Source organism: Pseudoalteromonas sp. B160 (genome assembly GCF_037162485.1).
GTDB lineage: Bacteria > Pseudomonadota > Gammaproteobacteria > Enterobacterales > Alteromonadaceae > Pseudoalteromonas > Pseudoalteromonas rhizosphaerae.
This window is the reverse complement of the sequence record NZ_JARLUX010000001.1, coordinates 1591440-1611541: the sequence shown is the minus strand read 5'-3', so window position 1 is coordinate 1611541 and position 20102 is coordinate 1591440. Positions and strand designations below refer to the sequence as shown.

Below are 20102 nucleotides of genomic sequence, written 5' to 3'. Positions count from 1 at the left end.
AGTAGTCGAGAATAGCGAAGGTGTCAGCTTTATAGTTGCAAATATATTCCATAATCTCGTTAAAAAAATGGGTATACTAACGATATAATTTTTAAGGTTTAAAGTGACATCATGCAAATACAGCTGACCCTAGCTGATCAACAATTTAGTTTAGTGCTCGCAGGGCAACAAATTGTAAAAATTTTTCAGCAACAACAAGCGATTGGGTTTGATAATCCGCGCGAAAATTATTTTGAATTTAAACTTGACGATCAAGTAATTGGCTTAGACACCAGTGCTGTAGTTGAACAAAGTTTATCACTTCATATTAATAATCAATTTGTACAACAGCTCACCTTGCCAGCAATTGAAAAAACCAAACCTAAGCAGGGGCTGCTTGGATTATTTGCGCTTGGTTTTAAGATCTTTAAAAGTGCCAAAGTTGTTAAAGTGGCGTTAGCTGGCGCCTCAGTGGCTGGTTATGCGTGGCTGTTCACCTTTGAATTTGCCTTGATGCTGATTGCCTGTTTAGTGATCCACGAATACGGCCATGTTAGAGCAATGCAATATTTTGGGATTAAAACCAAAGGCATTTACTTGATCCCGTTCGTCGGCGGGCTTGCCGTAAGCGACGATAAAATTACCACCCGCTGGCAAGATGTGGTGATTTCTTTAATGGGGCCCGCATTTGGTTTGATCACCTCCGTAATGGGGGTGGTGCTTTATTACGCCACCGAGATGGAAATATTCGCCGGGGTCGCAGTACTCAGCGCATTATTGAATTTATTTAACTTGTTACCTATCTTGCCGCTTGATGGCGGGCATGTATTAAAAAGTATTAGCTTCTCAATGCGTTCATGGGTTGGATTGAGTATTTGTATTTTAGGCGTGTTATTTGGCTTATGGCTAAGCTACACCTTTGGCTTAATGCTATTAGTGTTTTTCTTATTTATCGGTGCACTGGAAATAGCCTTTGAATGGCGCGGCCGCCACTATTCACATTTACTGCCACTAGATAAATATGGGCAAGGTTTTTCGGCCGTGATGTACGCTTTAGTAGTTGCAGGCCATGTGGCTGTGATGATGCATTTTGCTGACTCTGAAAATGCAATTTTAAGCCTGCCGATGAAGATATTGTCGAGTTAACAAATTTAAATAGCGTGAGGTGTTACTCACGCTATATTTTTGCAGCAAGCGTTACGGATAAAAACTCAACACCAAGGATATAAACACGCCGGTTATAATTAGCTGCACTAAACAAAAGCCCATAATGTCTTTGGCTTTTAGGCCGGCAATTGCTAGCACTGGCAAGGCCCAAAATGGTTGAATCAGGTTAGTCCACGCATCACCCCAAGCTACCGCCATAGCCACGCGTGGCATATCTGCACCCAGAGCTTGTGCTGCGGGTATCACTATCGGTGCTTGTACCGCCCATTGTCCACCGCCAGATGGCACAAATATATTGACTAATCCCGCGCTTAAAAAGCTCCAAAACGGCAGTGATTGTGCACTGGCGATGGCGATAAATCCTTGTGATATTTGCTGCGCCAAACCTGTTTGTACCATGATTGCCATGATCCCAGCATAAAATGGAAACTGGATAATAATCCCTGCGCCGCTGGGGACTGCTTGCTGCAGGCTATTAAGTAAATTATACGGCGTTTGATGCAGTAAAATCGCAGAAAATAAAAACAGTGCAATCACACTGTTTAAATTAAGTGAGCCGCCACTAAACACAAAATAATTAGCTAAATAAACTAGCCCAAGCACTCCAATGCCTAGTCCTAATAACTTACTGTGTTCAATTTTATCGGCAGGGCGAGTAACATTGTTGGGCTTAGGTATCGGTTCTGCTAATAGCGTTTTATCAACATAAATGCTGTCTTTGGCGCTGGGTAACATATAACGATTAACCAGTGGCATAATGATAAATAAGCCAATAACTATGGCTATATTAAATCCTGAAAAAAGTGTTTCGCTGGTGTTTATCACACCAATGCTTTGCTGTGAAAAATGCCCTGACGTTGCGATAGTTAAAGGAATTGAGCCTGCCAAGCCACCATGCCAAACAATAAAGCCAGAATACGCACTGGCAACCAGTAAGCGATAATCAACTAGTGTGTGGCGGGCAATGGCTTTGGCAAATAAAGCGCCAATAACTAAGCCAAATCCCCAGTTAATCCAACTGGCAAGTAATGATACAAAAGTCACTAATAAAATAGCTTTTGGCGCAGTATTGGCAAGTTTTGCTAATTGCGTGAGCAGTCGGCTCATCATCGGTGTACTTGCCAGCATATATCCGGTGAGTAATACCAACAGCATCTGCATGGCAAAACTCAGTAAGTTCCAAAAACCACTGCCCCACGCGCTCAGCACTTGTTGTGGGTTTGAAGGTGTCACTACACACGCAATTATAAAGGTAAGTAGTGTGAGTAAAATAACAAAAATAAATGGATCGGGTAGGTAACGTTCCACTAATTTAGTGAACGGTTTGGCAACATGATTTAGCATAATGATTGTGTGTTTTGATTATTGCTACATATTGCCAATTAATCACGAAAGTGTTTAATTGGCAAATAGAGTTGTAGTCGTGGTGTTAAATCGCGTATTTCTTCGTCATTATAACAAACGTTAATTCAAGCACTAGCGTGGCATAAGCCACGCTTAGATACAGTGCTATTTCTGTGGTGCGAGGACCGCTTTTAAACGTGTTTGTACTTCTTCTACGAGTAAGTCTGGTTGAAATTTAGATAAAAACGCATTGCAACCCACTTTCTCGACCATGGCTTGGTTAAAGCTGCCACTGAGGGATGTGTTAAGTACCACATGCAGATTTTTTAAGCGGTTATCGTTACGGATCTCGTGCGTTAAGCGATAACCATCCATTGCTGGCATTTCTGCATCGGTGATCACCATCAGTAACTCTTTTTCTACGTCCATGCCTTTATCAGCCCAGGCTTTAAGCATATTGAGTGCTTCAAGACCATTACTGGCTGGGATAATCTCAATACCCAACTGCGTTAATGTATCGCTCACTTGTTTTCGTGCTGTAGGTGAGTCGTCAGCATGGAGTATTTTTCGGCCAACAAATTCGTTTACGATACTTTGATCAAGCACCTCATCAGAAATTTGTACTTCGTACTCAACAATTTCTGCTAGTACTTTTTCTACATCAATGATCTCTACTAACTGCTCTTGGCCATCACGTTGAATTTTAGTGAGCGCAGTTAGATAATGATTTTTACCGATAGAGGAAGGCGGTGGCATTATATCTGACCATGTCATATTAACGATTTGATCAACCTTACCAATTAGAAACCCTTGTACTGTGCGATTGTATTCAGTGATCACTAAGTTACTATCTTCAGTGTTCTTAGCCGCAGACATGCAAATCGCTTGGCGTAAATCAATAACAGGGATTGATTCACCACGAATATTGGCCACGCCTGATATTTTAGGATGGGCATGTGGAATGATACTAAGATGCGGCAGTTTCACTACTTCTTTAACTTTAAAGACATTAAGAGCAAACAAGTGGCGACTGTGCAAATAAAACAATAATAACTCTAAGCGATTTTCACCAACGAGTTGAGTTCGTTGATCAACAGAAGCTAATACACCTGACATAACACGCTCGACTTTATAATTAATAATTCAAGTATAGCTTACACTGTTCTACTTTAAAAAGCAGTCTAGATAATAATCTTGATCCTCAAAGGTATTTCAAGCATTGCCTTCATTTAAGCATTACAGTAACTTATCGGATAATTGATAGCTGAATAACCAAGTGTGGGCATGCCTTTTATATTTAAACGATTATTTTTACTAGTCAGAAATCATATTGATCAGGTTAGTTGGCAAGCTGTCGCTATTGCTACATTATTACATATGGTCTTGATCTGGTTGTTGTTAATCTTCGCTGAAGAAGCCGCACTGAGGCCAATTAGCACTTTTGTTTATTACTATATCGTTACTACCTCAACGGTAGGATATGGTGATTTTAGTGCAACTACAGATCTGGGTAGATGGATTGTGGCGATACTGCAAATTCCATTTGGTTTAGCTTTATTTGGTGTTCTGTTAGGTAAAACAGGGCAAACAGTTACTTATTTAATTAGGCGCGCTATGACGGGTGATAAAAGTTTTGCACATTTTCACAATCACATTATTATTTTTGGCTGGCATCAAATTCGTACTAAAAAAATGATTGATTATATTCTCGCTGACCAAAAGCGTTTGGATCGACGAATTTTGCTTGCGGTCACAGAGTCAATGGAGCATCCGTTTTTAGCTAATGCCCATGTTGATTTTGTGCGCTTAACTAGTTTTACAGATTTAAGCGAGCTGGAAAGGGTCGCAATTAAACTGGCAGATAAAATTATTATTGACGGGCAAGACGACGACGAAACTTTTACGACCGCCCTGCGCATTAGTAAATTAGTGAAAGATGACTGCCATATTAGTGCGCACTTTAACGATGAGAGTAAAGTCGAAATGCTACTAGAACATTGTTACAACGTGGAATGTTCAACGGCTAAGTCAGCCGAAATTCTAGTACGTTCAATGCAAGACCCTGGCTCAAGTCGTGTACAAGAGGAATTATTATCTACTTTGCATGGTGATACCCAGTTTAGTTTAGCTATTCCTGCTGATTTAGCGGTAATGGAATTTGGTAAATTATTTCATCATTTTAAACACGACCATGATGCTATTTTACTTGGTGTTGCTCACAACCTGAGTGCGCAAAATATGGATTTAAATCCACCACTGGATTATCCGGTTAACAGTGGTGATATTTTACATTACATTGCGGTTGATCGTGTTTTAAGCAGCGAAGTTGATTGGCAGGGGCTTGCTAAGTAATGAATGAAGTGGCGTTTTTAATTCTACTTTTGAGCGCATATATACTCCCAGTAGTGATTGTGCTCAATAGTAAACGTACGCAAGGCCACGAAAAAAATGGCTGGTTAATCGGCATCATTTTCTTTTCATGGCTCGCACTGATAATGTACTTTGCGATAGTGCCCAAGCACGGGCACAAAAAGAAAACTACCAAGAAAAAGAAAGGTTAAAATTGAGTTGTCAGTTTACATATAAATTTGCCAACCGTGCTTGATTAAACAAGCACGGTTTTTTATTTTAACTGTTTTAGTTTGTGCTCCACTAAAGGATCATCAGGGGCAAGTTGCTGAGCAACTTCCAGCAGCTGAATAGCATCCTTAGGGTGTTCATCTTGGTGCTTTAGCGCGACATCAATCAATGGTTGAATATCAATTTTGGCTTGATGCTCTTGCACATGCGCTGCTTTTTCATCAATCAGTATGTTGTGTGCTTTACTTAATAATACTTGGCGGTGTGCCGATTTAGCATTCGCCTTGTTGAGCCTTCTATAATAGTCTTCTTTAAAGCGCAGGGTTTTGGTTTGTAGGCGAAATTGCGCAATATCGACTTGTTGATGGCTAATAAAGTCGACGGCCACTTGTTTATAAAAGCCAAATTTATTTAGGTAGTTGGCATGGGTACTATGACCCATACCAAACACGCGTAAGTGGGTTAGTTGCGAATAGCGCTTAGCATGGCCACGGTCAATACGATTGGTCGGGTCGTAAATTATATAGCCTTTAGCATTGCCTAAATCGAGATCGTGGTAATCTTGCTCCCAATCGAATTGTTGTGCTATATCCGTACTTGAGCGGTCATCCCAAGGAGCAAGTGCTTTATTTTTGGTGCTAACAGGGTGAAATAACAGTACCTTATCTAGCTTTAGTAAATTAGCAAATGCACCCACAGCAAAGCCACCTCGGCTTAAGCCGTAGCCTAATCGCTGGGTAAAGGGTGTTAGCAAGGGAGCGAGTTGCTCGAGGAAAAACAGTAAATTACGGTGTCTAAACCAATTACTTATTCCTAAGTGCTGAAAAGAAATAACATTCACATGTTGTTTTTGCGCTAGTTGAAATCCCCAAGGGCTAAAATCATCATTGAGATCATGCTCTTGGTAATTAGTACTCTGCAGGAGAAAAGGTGAACAATAAAGGCTTATTTATATCAATAAAGTGATACTTAACAAAAACATCGCCAAGTAAATCGCCTCCAGAGATAGGTAATCTGGTTTGCTGTTCATCTTGAGGTAGAGTTAACCACTCATCTAACCAATACAGTAATTTCATCTAACCCCCTAACTAAAACAAGCCACCTATTTTAGCAAATTTGGAAAAAGAAGGAAAACGTGATGTATTAGCAGCAAATTATTGTTGTTACTCTGCCATTTTTATAATTGCTTGCCAATCCGCTTTAGTTACTGGCATTACCGATAATCGACCACCTTTTTTTAGAGCTATTTCGGTGATGGCGTCGTTTTCTTTAATCGCTTTTAAGCTGACTAATTTATTTAAATGCTGCTGATAGGTCACATCAACCACAACCCATCTCGGTTTATCACTGGTTGATTTAGGATCGTAATAATCACTGCTTAAATCAAACTGGCAAGAATCTGGGTAGGCTTCAGTAATCACTATTGCGATACCTGCAACGCCGACGTGTTTACAGCTAGAATGGTAAATCATCACTAAATCGCCGAGCTTAACGCCATCGCGCATAAAATTACGGGCTTGGTAGTTGCGCACACCTTCCCATGCAGTGGTTTGTGCAGGGGCGCTTTTTAAATCGTCGATTGAAAATGCATCGGGTTCAGTTTTAAATAACCAATACGCCATAACTAGGATCCTTGAAATATTTACATCATACTTGTCTATAGTATCATTAAAATCTAAATGGGATTGAGGAGCAACTATGAGCCAAGTTTTAGATGATTTATTGTCGTTATTAACGTTAGAAGAAATAGAGCAGGGCTTGTATCGAGGGCAAAGCCAAGATTTGGGTTTTCGTGCGGTATTTGGTGGTCAAGTCATGGGCCAAGCACTGTCTGCAGCTAAAGAAACCTTACCGGAAGGCCGTATTGTTCATTCACTGCATTCTTATTTTTTACGCCCTGGAGATGCTGCAAAGCCAATTGTGTACGATGTTGAAACGATCCGTGATGGTAAGAGCTTTAGTACTCGCCGAGTTAGTGCTATTCAATATGGAAAACCTATTTTTTATATGACGGCATCATTTCAAGGTGCTGAAGATGGCTTGTCGCATCAAGCTACTATGCCGGATGTACCTGCTCCTGAGGAGCTGCGCTCATCACTGGAGTTTTATCAAGAGCACGCATCTCATATACCTGAGGTGATCCGCAATAAGTTTATTCGCGAAATGCCGATTGAAATGCGTCCGGTCACCTTTCATAACCCATTTAAGCCAGAGGTAATGGAGCCGGTTAAACATATTTGGTTCAAAGCCAATGGCGAGATGCCAGATGATCAACGTATTCATAACTATTTATTGGCGTATGCGTCTGACTTTGAGTTTTTACCAACGGCTCTACAGCCTCATGGTGTCTCGTTTATGCAGCCAAACATGCAAGTAGCAACAATTGACCATGCGATGTGGTTTCATCGTCCGTTTCGAATGGATGATTGGATTTTATATACCATTGATAGCCCAAGTGCGAGCTCAGGGCGGGGGTTGGTGCGTGGTCAGTTCTTTGACCGTCAAGGCAATTTAGTTGCCTCAACGATCCAAGAAGGTGTAATGCGTCAGCGTTAATATGCCGCTTGCAGTTATTTTTGCTTACATTGTCCTTGCACAATATCACTAATTGACTGCCAGACTCGCGCTGGCAGCAAGGCTTTAAGGTGAATATACACTTCACAAAGTTCAGTACTGCCCTGTAAGCCATTCTCGGTTTCGCTAATTAAACTTTGTTCGCGCAAGTTGCTAATAAAGCCTACCAATACTTTTTTGTCAAAAAACTCAGGGGTCTTAATACCATGCAAGGTACCTAAGCGCTGCGCTAATACTTGGCTTTCGCGTTCAAGCTCTTCGCGTTCAATTTCTTTACTGGTTTGAATAAAGCCAATCACAATGGCGTAGCGTTGCAGGGTTAAGCTAAGCGCACGACCTAGAATTTCCAGCTTGGCTAAGCAATCATTACTGTTGGTGATTTTTATGTTATCACCATCTATTTCTATTAAATCTTGATCTACAAAGCTGGCCAGTATGCGGGTGATATAATTTTCATCAAGTTCGTGTAAAAACCATTCTTTAGCAAACATCGGGTAAAAACAGTTAACCAATTTTTGGCACTGCGATACTGTCGTTTTATGGCTTTTAAATATATGCAGTGCCAGTAAGCTTGGTACGGCAAACACATGGAGAATATTATTACGGTAGTAGTTAAAGAGGATTTTCTCTTTATCGTTAATCGCGATAATCTCGCCAAACTCATCGCTTATAACGTCAAATTTATTCAACTTTAAAGCATGTTCGAGTAACTGTGATGAAGTTTCATCTGGGGTGGTGATTTTTTCACTGTAACTAGCGCTACGTTGTAAATGTAAGTAAAAGTCTAGTTGTGCTAACAATTTAGGCTTGCTCAATGCTTGCTTATCATTTACCAGTAAGATCATTGCCAGTAAATTAACTGCGTTAAGCGCGGCGGCACTATTAATATTAACCATCACTTTATCCGCTAAAGTCGCCACTTGCGGACCAAGCCATTGTGGTTTTTGAACATCAGTTGGGTGAATAGATTCACGCCAATCAGGTTGATGCTCATTTAAATATTGATTAACCGAAATCGGATCGCCAAAATTCAAATAGCCGCGGCCATAGTTTTTGAGATTTTTAATGGCTTTGAAAATACCGAAAATCGACTCGCCTTTTTTATCATCACCTGCGAGTTCTTTCAGATAAGTATTTATTTCCATGACGTGTTCATAACCAATGTACACCGGCACAATCGAAATAGGGCGATCAATACCACGTAACATAGCTTGTAGTGTCATCGCCAACATACCTGTTTTTGGTGGTAGTAAACGCCCGGTACGGCTACGTCCGCCCTCAGTATAAAACTTAACTGAGTAACCTTTGATAAACAACTGACTTAAATACTCTTTAAATACAGCAGAGTAAAGCTTGTTGCCAGCAAATGAGCGGCGAATAAAAAATGCGCCACTGCGGCGGAATATGCCGCCTGCTGGGAAGAAGTTTAAGTTAATACCAGCAGCAATATGTGGTGGTACTAAACCAAGATGATAAATCGAGTAGGTAAGTAATAAGTAATCCATGTGGCTGCGATGACACGGCATATAAATAATTTCATGACCTTTATTGGTTAGATCATGGATTTGTTCGGTGTATTTTATATCAATGCCGTTATAGAGTTTGTTCCATAGCCAGGTTAATACACGATCTGCAACACGTATGGTGGCATCACTGTAGTTAGCAGCAATCTCATCTAATAGCTTTAACGCATTTTGCCGTGCTTGCTCATGGCTGATTTTTTTGCTTTTTGCTTCATCGTTAATTGCTTTTTTTATAGTCGGTGATGCTAACAATGAATTAAATAGTTGCTCGCGTGAGGGCATTTTAGGGCCCGTTGCCGCCAATTTTTGACGACGAAAATGCACCCTAGCGACGCGAAGTAATTTATGAGGTAACTCATCAACATCGGCTTTTTCATTTACTAATAACGATAAATCCAACGGTTGACTAAAGCGTATAAAGTTATCACGCCCTGAAAACAGTAATACAAAAAACTTACGAAACCAGCTAGGTGTAAGTGAGTGCGAAACCAGCGTACCTAAACCTGGTTTTTCTTTGCCTGGATTACGACCCCATAAAATAGTGACCGGAATGACTTGCACGTTTTTTTCGCCACTGGTGAATAGCTGAGCAATTATTTGTTTACCCTGGTTTAGCGCGTCAGTTGGCTTCGCTTGGCTGCCAAACAGTGGTGGTGGATTTTGTAGGCCAATAAAACGGTCTAACTCTGCATTACCCAACAGCTGTTGTTCAATTGGTCTGGGCAGGTTGTACTTCTTACAAACTCGGTCAAGGGCCGCTAAATCTGAGCGAGCATTAAGTTTAACTATATAAAAAGTAGGATATGCGGGATTAAGACCGTATTGTTCAATTGGGTTCTCGGGCAGTACTTTGCTTTTCACAAATAGGCGATTCATCACCATAGACACAAAATTCAAGCAATAATTAAAAATACGCATCAACTCACCAAGGTTAAGGATTAAGAGATAAAAGCAAAATAAGGATGAATAATAACAATTAAAAACTGGACTGACCATTATCATTAGTGCCAAGTCCGATTGCATGGCTTCCTAACTATAGTAAATTCCCAGTAATGACGACATAGTGACAACCCTTTTTTACAGTATAAATAATCCTCATTCTGGTAGTTTGAAATAGTTGTTGCATTTATCACCAATATCACTATAATACGCAGGCTTTCAAAATTCCCCGGGAACTTGGAAGGAACATTAAGCTTGGATTTCAAGCTAATAAAACAGGAGTTCCGATTTGGAACTCAACGTAGATATAAATCAACAACCGGCATCTTATGTTTTTAAGATTGTTTCGGTCGTTTTTTTATGCTCTTTTAAATGCTCTTTATATTGAGGTTTAAGAATGTCAAATCAACGCATTCGTATTCGCCTAAAAGCTTTTGACCACCGTTTGATTGACCAATCAACGGCGGAAATCGTGGAAACTGCGAAACGCACTGGCGCACAAGTACGTGGTCCAATTCCACTACCTACACGCTTTGAACGTTTTACTGTACTTACATCACCGCACGTTAATAAAGATGCGCGTGATCAGTACGAGATCCGCACCCATAAACGTCTGATCGACATCGTAGAACCAACTGACAAGACTGTTGACGCACTTATGCGTTTAGATCTTGCTGCTGGTGTTGATGTTCAAATCAGCCTGGGTTAATCGAAAGATTAGAGAGGTTTTAGGAAAATGGCATTAGGTCTAGTCGGTCGTAAAGTGGGTATGACACGTATCTTCACTGAAGATGGTGTATCTATCCCTGTGACAGTTATTGAAGCGACACCTAACCGCATTGCTCAGATCAAATCTGACGCAACAGACGGTTATAACGCGCTTCAAGTAACCGCAGGCACTAAAAAAGCAAGCCGTGTAAACAAAGCAACAGCGGGTCACTTCGCTAAAGCTGGTGTTGAAGCGGGTCGCGGTCTGTGGGAATTCCGCCTAAATGGTGGTGAAGGCGATTTTGAAGTAGGCGCTGAGCTTACTGTTGAATTATTCAACGAAATCAACAAAGTTGACGTAACCGGTACTTCTAAAGGTAAAGGTTTCCAAGGTGGTGTTAAGCGCTGGAATTTCAGCATGCAAGACGCTACACATGGTAACTCTCTATCTCACCGTGCTCCTGGTTCAATCGGTCAAAACCAATCACCTGGTAAGGTGTTTAAAGGTAAGAAAATGGCCGGTCATATGGGTGCTGAGCGTGTAACGACTCAAAACTTAGAACTAGTACGCGTTGACGCTGAGCGTAACTTGCTTTTAGTTAAAGGTGCAGTACCTGGCGCTATCGGCGGTGACGTTATCGTTAAACCTGCTGTTAAAGCATAAGTCCTGGAGATTTAGTGATGGAATTAGCAATTAAAGACGCTTCTGGCGGTCTTGAAGTTTCTGAAGCTACTTTTGGACGTGAGTTTAACGAAGCATTAGTACATCAAGTAGTTGTTGCATACGCAGCAGGTGCTCGTCAAGGTACTCGTGCTCAGAAGACACGTTCTGAAGTAAGCGGTGGTGGTAAAAAACCATGGGCTCAAAAAGGTACTGGCCGTGCACGTGCTGGTACAATCCGTAGTCCAATTTGGCGTTCAGGTGGCGTTAGCTTCGCAGCTAAACCACAAGACCACAGCCAAAAAGTAAACCGTAAAATGTACCGCGGTGCGATCAAAAGCATTTTATCTGAATTAGTTCGTCAAGAGCGTTTAATCGTTGTTGAAAGTTTTGCTCTAGCAGCACCAAAAACTAAAGAACTAGTTGCTAAGCTTAAAGAACTTGAGCTTAAAGATGTTCTAATCGTAACTGAAGAAGTAGATGAGAATCTATTTTTATCGGCACGTAACCTGTACAAGGTTGACACGCGTGATGTAGCTGGTATCGACCCTGTAAGCTTAATCGCTTTCGATAAGGTACTTATTACAGCAGCTGCTGTTAAGCAACTTGAGGAGACGCTAGCATGATTCGTGAAGAACGTCTTTTAAAAGTGATCCTTGCTCCACATATCTCTGAAAAAAGCACTATTGCTGCTGAAGAAAACAACACTATCGTTTTCAAAGTAGTAAATGACGCAACTAAAGCTGAAGTTAAAGCAGCTGTAGAGAAGCTTTTGAAGTGGAAGTAACTGGTGTTCGCACACTTAATGTTAAGGGTAAAACAAAACGTACTGGCGCACGTTTCGGTCGTCGTAGCGACTGGAAAAAAGCTTACGTTACTCTTAAAGAAGGCAGCGAACTAGACTTTGTCGGCGGCGCCGAGTAATAAGGGAGTTAGAATTATGGCACTTCAAAAGTGTAAGCCAACTTCTGCGGGTCGTCGTCACCTAGTTAAAGTGGTAAACCCAGATCTACATAAGGGCAAGCCATACGCACCACTATTAGAGAAAAACTCTAAATCAGGTGGTCGTAATAACAATGGTCGTATTACGGTTCGTCATATCGGTGGTGGTCATAAGCAGCATTACCGTTTAATCGATTTTAAACGTACTAAAGATGGCATTCCAGCCACTGTTGAGCGTTTAGAATATGATCCAAATCGTAGCGCAAACATCGCACTTGTATTATATGCAGACGGTGAGCGTCGTTACATTATCGCACCAAAAGGCTTAAAAGCTGGTGATGCAATCCAGTCTGGTGTTGATGCACCAATCAAGCCTGGTAATGCATTACCTATGCGCAATATGCCTGTAGGTTCGACTGTTCACAACGTAGAATTAAAACCAGGTAAAGGTGCTCAAATCGCACGTTCTGCTGGTGCATACGTTCAAATCCTTGCTCGTGATGGTCAGTATGTAACATTACGTCTTCGTTCAGGCGAAGTTCGTAAAGTTGAATCAGATTGTCGTGCGACGCTAGGTGAAGTAGGCAATGCTGAGCATATGCTTCGTTCACTTGGTAAAGCAGGTGCAAATCGCTGGCGTGGTATTCGTCCGACAGTTCGTGGTGTTGCCATGAACCCGGTTGATCACCCACACGGTGGTGGTGAAGGTCGTACATCTGGTGGTCGTCATCCTGTGTCTCCATGGGGTAAGCCGACTAAAGGTGCTAAGACGCGTAAGAACAAGCGTACGGATAAATTTATAGTACGTCGTCGTACTAAGTAATATTGAGGAATAGCCATGCCACGCTCTCTCAAGAAGGGTCCTTTTATAGACCTACACTTGCTGAAGAAGGTAGAGAAAGCTTTGGAAAGCGGTGACAAGAAGCCAATTAAAACTTGGAGCCGTCGTTCAATGATCATACCTAACATGATCGGATTGACCATTGCTGTCCATAATGGTCGCCAGCATGTACCAGTTTTCGTTTCTGACGAAATGATCGGTCACAAACTAGGTGAATTTGCACCAACTCGCACTTACCGTGGCCACGCTGCGGATAAGAAAGCGAAGAAACGTTAAGAGGGGAATGATAAATGCAAGCATTAGCTAAACATAAATTCGCCTCTGGTTCGGCGCAAAAAGCACGTCTAGTTGCAGATCAGATCCGCGGGTTACCTGTCGATCGCGCACTAGAAATCCTGGCGTACAGCCCTAAGAAAGCGGCTGTATTAGTTAAGAAAGTACTTGAGTCTGCTATTGCTAACGCAGAGCATAACGAAGGTGCTGACATTGATGAGCTACGTGTAACAACGATCTTTGTGGACGATGGTCCAACAATGAAACGTATTATGCCACGTGCTAAAGGACGCGCAGACCGCATCCTTAAGCGTACAAGCCACATCACTGTTGTGGTTTCAGATAGCTAGGAGTATAAGTAATGGGACAAAAAGTTCATCCTACTGGTATTCGCCTAGGTATATCTAAACCTTGGGTTTCTACCTGGTACGCGAGTTCAAAAGATTTCTCTGCACAGCTTTTTGGCGATCACAAAGTACGTACATTCCTTACTAAGGAATTGAAAGCGGCTTCTGTGTCTAAAATCGTTATTGAGCGTCCAGCAAAATCAATCCGCGTAACAATTCACACGGCTCGTCCGGGTGTTGTTATCGGTAAAAAAGGCGAAGACGTAGAAAAATTACGTCAAGCGGTAACTAAGATTGCTGGTGTACCTGCTCAGATCAATATTTCTGAAGTACGTAAACCAGAACTAGATGCACAACTAGTAGCAGACGGCATTGCCTCTCAACTAGAGCGTCGTGTTATGTTCCGTCGCGCTATGAAGCGTTCGGTACAAAATGCAATGCGCATCGGTTCTAAAGGGATCAAAGTTGAAGTTAGCGGTCGTCTTGGCGGCGCAGAAATCGCACGTTCAGAATGGTATCGTGAAGGTCGTGTACCTCTACATACTCTTCGTGCTGATATCGACTACGCAACTTCTGAAGCCTTAACCACTTATGGTATCATTGGTGTTAAAGTTTGGATCTTCAAAGGCGAAGTTATTGGTGGTTTACCACTAGTACAAGAGCAAGAGAAGCCAGCTAAACGCGCACCAAAGAAAGCCAAAAAAGTGCTAAGTAGAGGTAGCGAGTAATGTTACAGCCAAAACGTACAAAATTCCGTAAAATGCACAAAGGCCGCAACCGTGGTTTAGCGCAAAACGGTAACAAAGTAAGCTTCGGTACTTTCGGTTTGAAAGCTACTGGCCGTGGCCGCATGACTGCTCGTCAAATCGAAGCAGCTCGTCGTGCCATGACACGTCACGTGAAACGTCAAGGTAAAATCTGGATCCGTGTCTTCCCTGACAAACCGATCACAGAAAAGCCTCTTGAAGTTCGTATGGGTAAAGGTAAAGGTTCTGTTGAATATTGGGTTGCTGAAATTCAGCCTGGTAAAGTACTTTACGAAATGGAAGGTGTTTCTGAAGAGCTTGCTCGTGAAGCATTCGACCTTGCTGCTCGTAAACTGCCATTCAAAACAACTTTCGTAACTCGGACGGTAATGTGATGAAAGCAAGCGAACTAAAAGATAAAAGCGTAGAAGAGCTTAATGCTGAACTTCTAGGTCTTCTTCGTGAGCAGTTTAACCTGCGCATGCAAGCAAGCACTGGTCAGTTAGCTCAAACTCACACGCTAAGAACAGTACGTCGCGATATCGCGCGTGTAAAAACAGTTATTAACCAGAAGGCAGGTCAATAATGAGTGATAAAATTCGTACTCTTCAAGGCACTGTAATCAGCGACAAGATGGAAAAATCTTTCACTATCGCTATCGCACGTTACGTGAAGCACCCAATCTATGGGAAATTCATCAAACGTACGACTAAATTACACGTACATGACGAAAATAACACAGCAAAAGCGGGTGACGTTGTTACTATCCGTGAATGCGCTCCAATCTCTAAGACTAAGTCTTGGACATTAGTAGACGTTATTTCTAGTCCAAAACAAGCTTAATTTTTAATTAAGTCTGTTTTATAAAAAGCCCCGGCATTAGCTGGGGCTTTTTGCGTTTGGAGCAGCTTTTAGCGATAAGCTTTCAGCCGTCAGCGCGGAGTAAATTCCCACCGTAGCTTGGGTTGAGTCTATTGAGGGCAGGGAAGAAGAGAACAGTAATACCAATCGACTTAAATATTTAACCATTCTAGCGAGCTAAATAAAGCGCTAACTGCGTTATGATTTTTTCAAGTAGAACAACTACATGTCAAAATTTACGCCTTGTTATCACTGTATTTATCTGTCGCTATAAATGGTCAGTAACTTAACACGATTGGTATAAGAATATGCAGGTATAAAAATTCATACCATAGAAAAAGCACGTCGATAAATTTCCCTCATAAAAAACTACTTGACCTTAACCTAGCTCCAGCTTTTATGCTGTATTTTTTCACTCTGATTAAATGCTATGTGTCCGATTCAAAATTACCTTTTAAGCCTAGGCCTTACCGAATATAGACAATCTATTTTGCAAATTGTGAAGCTTGCAGAAGCGGTGGATCACTCAATTGCAAATAACAGTGAATTTGCAACTGCTGCGTTAGCATGGGTTGAGCAACAAAAAAGATGCCCAACAATGATAAACAAAAGAGCATTAATTATATTCTTACTGCATAAATTGGGTTATAAAATTAGAGAGCAAAACAGCCTTTGCAACTGCAAAGGCTGATGTTTTTCTGCGCTGACCGCTGACCGCTGACCGCTGACCGCTGACCGCTGACCGCTGACCTTTACCAAATCATCTCAACAAATTCTGGATGATCGATATATGGATTGCGATTGCCTTGATGCTCATAAGCGGCTTGGTTTCTATCTAGTTCAAGTTGACTGACTGGATCGTCGTTATGCCAATTAACCAACATAGTTACTACCCAATTCTCAAACACTTGGTTACTAGAGCCGTTAAGCACGGCATTACTAGTCGTGGTGTTGTTTTGCCAAGTACCAATGACGTTTTCGTAGCGGGTTGCCATATAGAAGTAGGCGCGAGCAAAGTCACCTTTAAACTCATCGATTGGCTCAAATACCGTGCCAGAGTAATTAATCGAGCTGGCTGCGCTGCCAAGCTTACTGCCATTGCTTGAGGTGAAACTGGCGCTGCCTACTTCGCCAAATGGGTAATTGCTACGTTTTGAATTAACATAACCATCGGTTGCAAAAATATGATGTACGTCTGAGTTCATAGGCTCATTTGTGCCGCCAAACCAACTTTTCGGAAATGAATGTTCGCGGTTATAACAATCAGCTTCACTATTGTAAGTGCCGCATTGATCACTTACAGCGACATAGTTATAGCTGTCTTGACCGGTGGGATTTTCTGAATAGCGATCGAGTATTGAATTGTCATTTTCAAAGTACTTATCCCGTGAAGCAAGATCGTAAAAACTCCAAATAGCTGAATAACCTTGTGAGTTGTGACCTTTAATAATGTTATAAAGCGCGGTTTTAAGTGTATAGCCCGTTAAACCTTGTGCTGTAACATAGTAGCCAGTTGGCTCGCTGGGTGGCGTTTCTGGGTTGGTATTATCACCAAGTATAAAGGGAGTTGCTTCACTGCTTTGAAAACTACTGCCGTTAGCCAATGTTGTTTGGGCGGATGTTAGCGCGTAGCTGCCATTACCAAATGAACAGCAAATACCGTCGCCGTAACTATCAAAAATACTAAATGTGTAATCGCCATCAACTAAGCAAGCTTGCTCTGTGTAGCTGTTGTTGCCACTATAACTGCCACCTGACGCAACTGCTATGCCTTGGGCGTTAGTGATCTGCCAGCTAGTCTCTTCGCCATAGTTATCAGTTGTCAGTGCTAAGTTAACGGTGTTATCAGCACAACCGACTGGTGGCGGTGGGGTGGTATCACTAGAACCTGGTGTAAAACTATCCACATAAATAGTTTCACTGCCATCAAAGCCGCTGACATCGTAAAAACGCAGGCCCACGGTAATCGTAGCATTGCTGGTTGCTGTATATGTATAGCTTATTTGTTGCCACTGATTTAATAACGCTGGATTTGAATAGCCTTGATAGCCGTCGGCAATTAAGCGCGCTTTAATGCCGCCTTCGGTGTGATAAACCCAGCTTGAGAATAAGTAGCTTTTGCCGGCCTCAACAGTAACTTCTTGCAGTAAATCAGTATTGCTTTGACTAGCGGTATTAACCACTACTTTTGCAGCAAGAGCTCCTGAATTCACTATGGTATTTGAAGCTGATAGTGTAATGCCTGAGTCAATCGTACTCCAGCCGTTTGGGCTATTACTTGACCAGTTTTCAAAGTCACCATTATTAATGCTGGCCATGCAGGGAAGTGCTGTAGCTAACATAGCACTGCTGAGTATGAGTTTTCTATATGCCCCGTGTGACATAGTGTTTCCTTATTGTATTTATAGTCGGCGCACAGAATGTGGCCAAATCCACTATAGCCTACTCAAGATTTGTTGCAAAAAAGTTAATTTGTATTTTGAAAAAAATGAAGTGAATAAATTTTTGTATGATATTTCTGATCGGCTAAGCGTGGTGCTGAAATCATCAGCAGTTATTTTTACCTTTTAATCTGTTTTTACTGGTTAATTTATAAATTAATAACTAAATGGAATAACAAAGCAGATTCTATTCTTTTTTTATTGGCGCGTACCCCGTTATTCTTCACACTCAGAGAAATCTTTAGGGCCTGAGTTATTTGCCTTAAAGGCGACACAAATTTTAGGCAAAGTGATTACTGCAATCAGTGAGCATTTTGCAGATAACTTTCAGGGTTACGGGGAATTAATTCATGTTGTTAGGTCAACTCAATGCCGCGGCAAGTCCGCTATCGCAAGAGCAAGTACAAAAGCTGCAAGGTTTAGTGGCTGAGCTTAATCCAATTCAGCAAGCTTGGGTAAGTGGCTACCTTGCTGCGAATGCCAATACGGCGGCCTTAGGTGGTGTTGTAGGTGCTGCGCCAAGTGCTGGGGATGCAGCGGCATTGACCATTTTATATGGCTCACAAACCGGTAATTCAAAAGGTGTAGCGACTAAGCTCAAAGAGCAAGCGGAGTCTCGTGGTTTAGCTGTTAAGCTGGTTAGCATGGCTGATTACAAACCAACGGCCCTGAAAAAAGAAAAATTCTTAACTGTCGTTGTTTCTACTTACGGTGAAGGTGAGCCGCCGGAAGATGCCGAAACATTACATGAGTTTTTAGCAACCAAAAAAGCGCCTAAGCTTGATGGCGTTAAAATTGCCGTTATAGGTTTAGGTGATTCAAGCTATGAGTTCTTCTGTCAAACAGCAAAAGACTTTGAACAGCGCTTAAATAAGCTTGGTGCAGAAACCATTTATCAGCGTGCTGATTTAGACGTTGATTACGATGATGAAGCCGCCAGCTGGATCAGCGGAGCACTTGATGCATTTGAACCTGATTTAAAAGCACAGCAAGGCGCAACAGGTGGGCAAGTGGTGTCATTTGGTGCACCAGCAACAGCTGCCAGCCAATATACTAAGCAAAACCCATTTCCAGCAGAACTTAGCCTAGTGCAAAAGATCACTGGTCGTGACTCTAGCAAAGATGTGCGCCATGTTGAGATTTCACTGGAAGGATCTGATATTACTTACACACCGGGCGATTCATTAGGCGTGTATTTTTTGAATGATGAGATTCTGGTTGATGAAGTACTGACACTGACGCAAATTGATGGTGCCAGCAAAGTTAAAATCGCTGATGAAGAGCTCAGTGTTCGTGATGCACTGATTGAAAAACTTGAATTGACTCAGTCATACCCTGGCTTTGTTGAAAAGTACGCGATAGCGACAGGTGCGCCTGAGCTATTAAAGCTGGTTGAAGATAAAGCGGCAATGCGTGAATATATTGAGCCTCGCCAAATCTTTGATGTGATCCGCCAAAATCCAGCTGCGCTTGAGGCACAAACGTTTGTTGATTGCCTACGTAAACTGCAAGCACGTTTATATTCAATTGCGTCAAGCCAAGCAGAAGTTGAAGATGAAGTGCACTTAACCATTGGTCTAGTTGAATTTGAAGCATTCGGTAGTGAGCATTTAGGTGGTTGTTCTGGTTATTTAGCACGTCGTGCTGAAGAAGGTTGTAAAGTAAAAGTATATAGCGAGCATAATGATAACTTCCGTTTGCCAACTAACGACGAAACGCCAGTGATTATGGTTGGCCCTGGTACTGGTATTGCGCCGTTCCGTGCTTTCTTGCAAGAACGTGATGCCCGCGAAGCATCCGGTAAAAACTGGTTATTCTTTGGTAATCCACACTTTACCCAAGATTTCTTATATCAAGTAGAAATTCAAGGTTATTTAAAATCAGGGCTACTAAGTAAAGTTGATGTGGCGTTTAGCCGTGACCAAGCAGAGAAGGTCTACGTGCAAGACAAGCTACGCCAAAACAGCAAAGACGTATTTGCATGGCTAGAAGCGGGCGCGCATTTTTATATTTGTGGTGACGCAAATCGCATGGCGAAAGATGTACACCAGGCATTGGTTGATATCATCAAAGAAAACAGCGGTAAGAACGATGAAGACGCTGAGCAGTATTTAAAAGATTTACGTAGCGCAAATCGCTATCAGAAAGACGTGTACTAAGCGTAGACGTTGCTTAC

20 protein-coding genes and 2 pseudogenes are annotated in these 20102 nt (G+C 41.9%); 16 read left to right on the top strand and 6 right to left on the bottom strand.

Annotation, left to right across the window (positions count from 1 at the left end):
* Nucleotides 1-108 precede the first annotated feature (108 nt).
* A complete protein-coding gene (locus tag P4S61_RS07450; RefSeq protein ID WP_182735464.1) occupies nucleotides 109-1125 on the top strand; it encodes a metalloprotease in 1017 nt (338 codons plus the stop codon).
* 51 nt (nucleotides 1126-1176) lie between these two features.
* On the opposite strand, the gene P4S61_RS07445 is transcribed toward P4S61_RS07450, so the two are convergent.
* Together P4S61_RS07445 and P4S61_RS07440 are read right to left on the bottom strand one after the other, a co-directional pair.
* Complete coding sequence (locus P4S61_RS07445) at nucleotides 1177-2490, bottom strand: short-chain fatty acid transporter (RefSeq protein WP_145237866.1); 1314 nt, start codon at nucleotides 2488-2490, stop codon at nucleotides 1177-1179.
* A 165-nt stretch (nucleotides 2491-2655) separates the two neighbouring features.
* On the bottom strand, nucleotides 2656-3606 hold the full coding sequence (locus tag P4S61_RS07440; protein WP_145237870.1) for a chemotaxis protein CheV: 951 nt from the start codon (nucleotides 3604-3606) through the stop codon (nucleotides 2656-2658).
* Between the two features lie 168 nt (nucleotides 3607-3774).
* Here P4S61_RS07440 and P4S61_RS07435 point away from each other — a divergent pair, with 168 nt between their 5' ends.
* Both P4S61_RS07435 and P4S61_RS07430 read left to right on the top strand, forming a co-directional pair.
* Nucleotides 3775-4842, top strand: a complete 1068-nt coding sequence (locus tag P4S61_RS07435) for a potassium channel family protein (RefSeq protein WP_145237873.1) — start codon at nucleotides 3775-3777, stop codon at nucleotides 4840-4842.
* On the top strand, nucleotides 4842-5051 hold the full coding sequence (locus P4S61_RS07430; protein ID WP_145237876.1) for a PLDc N-terminal domain-containing protein: 210 nt from the start codon (nucleotides 4842-4844) through the stop codon (nucleotides 5049-5051). The genes P4S61_RS07435 and P4S61_RS07430 overlap by 1 nt, the downstream gene beginning before the upstream one ends.
* Nucleotides 5052-5113: 62 nt before the next feature.
* Here the strand turns inward: P4S61_RS07430 and P4S61_RS07425 are convergent.
* Both P4S61_RS07425 and P4S61_RS07420 read right to left on the bottom strand, forming a co-directional pair.
* A pseudogene (locus P4S61_RS07425) lies at nucleotides 5114-6146 on the bottom strand (cytosolic protein).
* A gap of 87 nt (nucleotides 6147-6233) precedes the next feature.
* Entirely contained in the window at nucleotides 6234-6692 is a 459-nt protein-coding gene (locus P4S61_RS07420) for an EVE domain-containing protein (RefSeq protein WP_337118060.1), read from the bottom strand.
* Between the two features lie 76 nt (nucleotides 6693-6768).
* Between P4S61_RS07420 and tesB the strand changes: the two genes are divergently transcribed.
* Nucleotides 6769-7626 carry an acyl-CoA thioesterase II gene (gene tesB, locus P4S61_RS07415; RefSeq protein ID WP_145237887.1) on the top strand — a complete coding sequence of 286 codons (858 nt, stop codon included), beginning with the start codon at nucleotides 6769-6771 and terminating at the stop codon, nucleotides 7624-7626.
* A 14-nt stretch (nucleotides 7627-7640) separates the two neighbouring features.
* Here the strand turns inward: tesB and plsB are convergent, their stop codons facing one another.
* The gene (gene plsB / locus P4S61_RS07410; RefSeq protein ID WP_182819861.1) at nucleotides 7641-10085 is read right to left on the bottom strand and encodes a glycerol-3-phosphate 1-O-acyltransferase PlsB; all 2445 of its coding nucleotides are present in this window, start codon (nucleotides 10083-10085) and stop codon (nucleotides 7641-7643) included.
* Between the two features lie 418 nt (nucleotides 10086-10503).
* Between plsB and rpsJ the strand changes: the two genes are divergently transcribed.
* The 11 genes and pseudogenes from rpsJ to rpsQ all read left to right on the top strand — a co-directional run bounded on the left by rpsJ (nucleotide 10504) and on the right by rpsQ (nucleotide 15467).
* On the top strand, nucleotides 10504-10815 hold the full coding sequence (rpsJ, locus tag P4S61_RS07405) for a 30S ribosomal protein S10 (RefSeq protein WP_002957900.1): 312 nt from the start codon (nucleotides 10504-10506) through the stop codon (nucleotides 10813-10815).
* 27 nt (nucleotides 10816-10842) lie between these two features.
* On the top strand, nucleotides 10843-11478 hold the full coding sequence (gene rplC, locus P4S61_RS07400) for a 50S ribosomal protein L3 (RefSeq protein ID WP_054206125.1): 636 nt from the start codon (nucleotides 10843-10845) through the stop codon (nucleotides 11476-11478).
* A gap of 17 nt (nucleotides 11479-11495) precedes the next feature.
* Nucleotides 11496-12101 (top strand): 50S ribosomal protein L4, encoded by a 606-nt coding sequence (gene rplD / locus P4S61_RS07395; RefSeq protein WP_054206126.1) that lies wholly within the window; start codon nucleotides 11496-11498, stop codon nucleotides 12099-12101.
* A pseudogene (rplW, locus tag P4S61_RS07390) lies at nucleotides 12098-12399 on the top strand (50S ribosomal protein L23). The gene rplD and the pseudogene rplW overlap by 4 nt, the downstream one beginning before the upstream one ends.
* 16 nt (nucleotides 12400-12415) lie before the next feature.
* The gene (gene rplB, locus P4S61_RS07385; RefSeq protein ID WP_007376192.1) at nucleotides 12416-13240 is read left to right on the top strand and encodes a 50S ribosomal protein L2; all 825 of its coding nucleotides are present in this window, start codon (nucleotides 12416-12418) and stop codon (nucleotides 13238-13240) included.
* Nucleotides 13241-13255: 15 nt separating this feature from the next.
* Nucleotides 13256-13534: a 30S ribosomal protein S19 gene (gene rpsS, locus P4S61_RS07380; protein WP_010561269.1), complete on the top strand. Its 279-nt coding sequence runs from the start codon at nucleotides 13256-13258 to the stop codon at nucleotides 13532-13534.
* A gap of 14 nt (nucleotides 13535-13548) precedes the next feature.
* The gene (gene rplV / locus P4S61_RS07375; RefSeq protein WP_004588690.1) at nucleotides 13549-13881 is read left to right on the top strand and encodes a 50S ribosomal protein L22; all 333 of its coding nucleotides are present in this window, start codon (nucleotides 13549-13551) and stop codon (nucleotides 13879-13881) included.
* A gap of 11 nt (nucleotides 13882-13892) precedes the next feature.
* Nucleotides 13893-14606: a 30S ribosomal protein S3 gene (gene rpsC / locus P4S61_RS07370; protein ID WP_337118050.1), complete on the top strand. Its 714-nt coding sequence runs from the start codon at nucleotides 13893-13895 to the stop codon at nucleotides 14604-14606.
* Nucleotides 14606-15019: a 50S ribosomal protein L16 gene (rplP, locus tag P4S61_RS07365; RefSeq protein WP_002957890.1), complete on the top strand. Its 414-nt coding sequence runs from the start codon at nucleotides 14606-14608 to the stop codon at nucleotides 15017-15019. The genes rpsC and rplP overlap by 1 nt, the downstream gene beginning before the upstream one ends.
* Entirely contained in the window at nucleotides 15019-15210 is a 192-nt protein-coding gene (gene rpmC, locus P4S61_RS07360) for a 50S ribosomal protein L29 (RefSeq protein ID WP_054552371.1), read from the top strand. The genes rplP and rpmC overlap by 1 nt, the downstream gene beginning before the upstream one ends.
* A complete protein-coding gene (rpsQ, locus tag P4S61_RS07355; RefSeq protein WP_016709053.1) occupies nucleotides 15210-15467 on the top strand; it encodes a 30S ribosomal protein S17 in 258 nt (85 codons plus the stop codon). The genes rpmC and rpsQ overlap by 1 nt, the downstream gene beginning before the upstream one ends.
* A gap of 770 nt (nucleotides 15468-16237) precedes the next feature.
* Here the strand turns inward: rpsQ and P4S61_RS07350 are convergent.
* On the bottom strand, nucleotides 16238-17869 hold the full coding sequence (locus P4S61_RS07350; protein WP_145237895.1) for an endonuclease: 1632 nt from the start codon (nucleotides 17867-17869) through the stop codon (nucleotides 16238-16240).
* 407 nt (nucleotides 17870-18276) lie between these two features.
* Between P4S61_RS07350 and P4S61_RS07345 the strand changes: the two genes are divergently transcribed.
* Complete coding sequence (locus P4S61_RS07345) at nucleotides 18277-20085, top strand: assimilatory sulfite reductase (NADPH) flavoprotein subunit (RefSeq protein WP_145237900.1); 1809 nt, start codon at nucleotides 18277-18279, stop codon at nucleotides 20083-20085.
* Nucleotides 20086-20102 lie beyond the last annotated feature (17 nt).

Excerpts from the sequence above, each read along its gene's own strand:
- P4S61_RS07445 (WP_145237866.1), bottom strand. The coding sequence starts at position 2,490 with ATGCTAAATCATGTTGCCAAACCGTTCACTAAATTAGTGGAACGTTAC.
- P4S61_RS07440 (WP_145237870.1), bottom strand. The coding sequence starts at position 3,606 with ATGTCAGGTGTATTAGCTTCTGTTGATCAACGAACTCAACTCGTTGGT.
- P4S61_RS07435 (WP_145237873.1), top strand. The coding sequence starts at position 3,775 with ATGCCTTTTATATTTAAACGATTATTTTTACTAGTCAGAAATCATATT.
- P4S61_RS07430 (WP_145237876.1), top strand. The coding sequence starts at position 4,842 with ATGAATGAAGTGGCGTTTTTAATTCTACTTTTGAGCGCATATATACTC.
- P4S61_RS07420 (WP_337118060.1), bottom strand. The coding sequence starts at position 6,692 with ATGGCGTATTGGTTATTTAAAACTGAACCCGATGCATTTTCAATCGAC.
- tesB (WP_145237887.1), top strand. The coding sequence starts at position 6,769 with ATGAGCCAAGTTTTAGATGATTTATTGTCGTTATTAACGTTAGAAGAA.
- plsB (WP_182819861.1), bottom strand. The coding sequence starts at position 10,085 with ATGCGTATTTTTAATTATTGCTTGAATTTTGTGTCTATGGTGATGAAT.
- rpsJ (WP_002957900.1), top strand. The coding sequence starts at position 10,504 with ATGTCAAATCAACGCATTCGTATTCGCCTAAAAGCTTTTGACCACCGT.
- rplC (WP_054206125.1), top strand. The coding sequence starts at position 10,843 with ATGGCATTAGGTCTAGTCGGTCGTAAAGTGGGTATGACACGTATCTTC.
- rplD (WP_054206126.1), top strand. The coding sequence starts at position 11,496 with ATGGAATTAGCAATTAAAGACGCTTCTGGCGGTCTTGAAGTTTCTGAA.
- rplB (WP_007376192.1), top strand. The coding sequence starts at position 12,416 with ATGGCACTTCAAAAGTGTAAGCCAACTTCTGCGGGTCGTCGTCACCTA.
- rpsS (WP_010561269.1), top strand. The coding sequence starts at position 13,256 with ATGCCACGCTCTCTCAAGAAGGGTCCTTTTATAGACCTACACTTGCTG.
- rplV (WP_004588690.1), top strand. The coding sequence starts at position 13,549 with ATGCAAGCATTAGCTAAACATAAATTCGCCTCTGGTTCGGCGCAAAAA.
- rpsC (WP_337118050.1), top strand. The coding sequence starts at position 13,893 with ATGGGACAAAAAGTTCATCCTACTGGTATTCGCCTAGGTATATCTAAA.
- rplP (WP_002957890.1), top strand. The coding sequence starts at position 14,606 with ATGTTACAGCCAAAACGTACAAAATTCCGTAAAATGCACAAAGGCCGC.
- rpmC (WP_054552371.1), top strand. The coding sequence starts at position 15,019 with ATGAAAGCAAGCGAACTAAAAGATAAAAGCGTAGAAGAGCTTAATGCT.
- rpsQ (WP_016709053.1), top strand. The coding sequence starts at position 15,210 with ATGAGTGATAAAATTCGTACTCTTCAAGGCACTGTAATCAGCGACAAG.
- P4S61_RS07350 (WP_145237895.1), bottom strand. The coding sequence starts at position 17,869 with ATGTCACACGGGGCATATAGAAAACTCATACTCAGCAGTGCTATGTTA.
- P4S61_RS07345 (WP_145237900.1), top strand. The coding sequence starts at position 18,277 with ATGTTGTTAGGTCAACTCAATGCCGCGGCAAGTCCGCTATCGCAAGAG.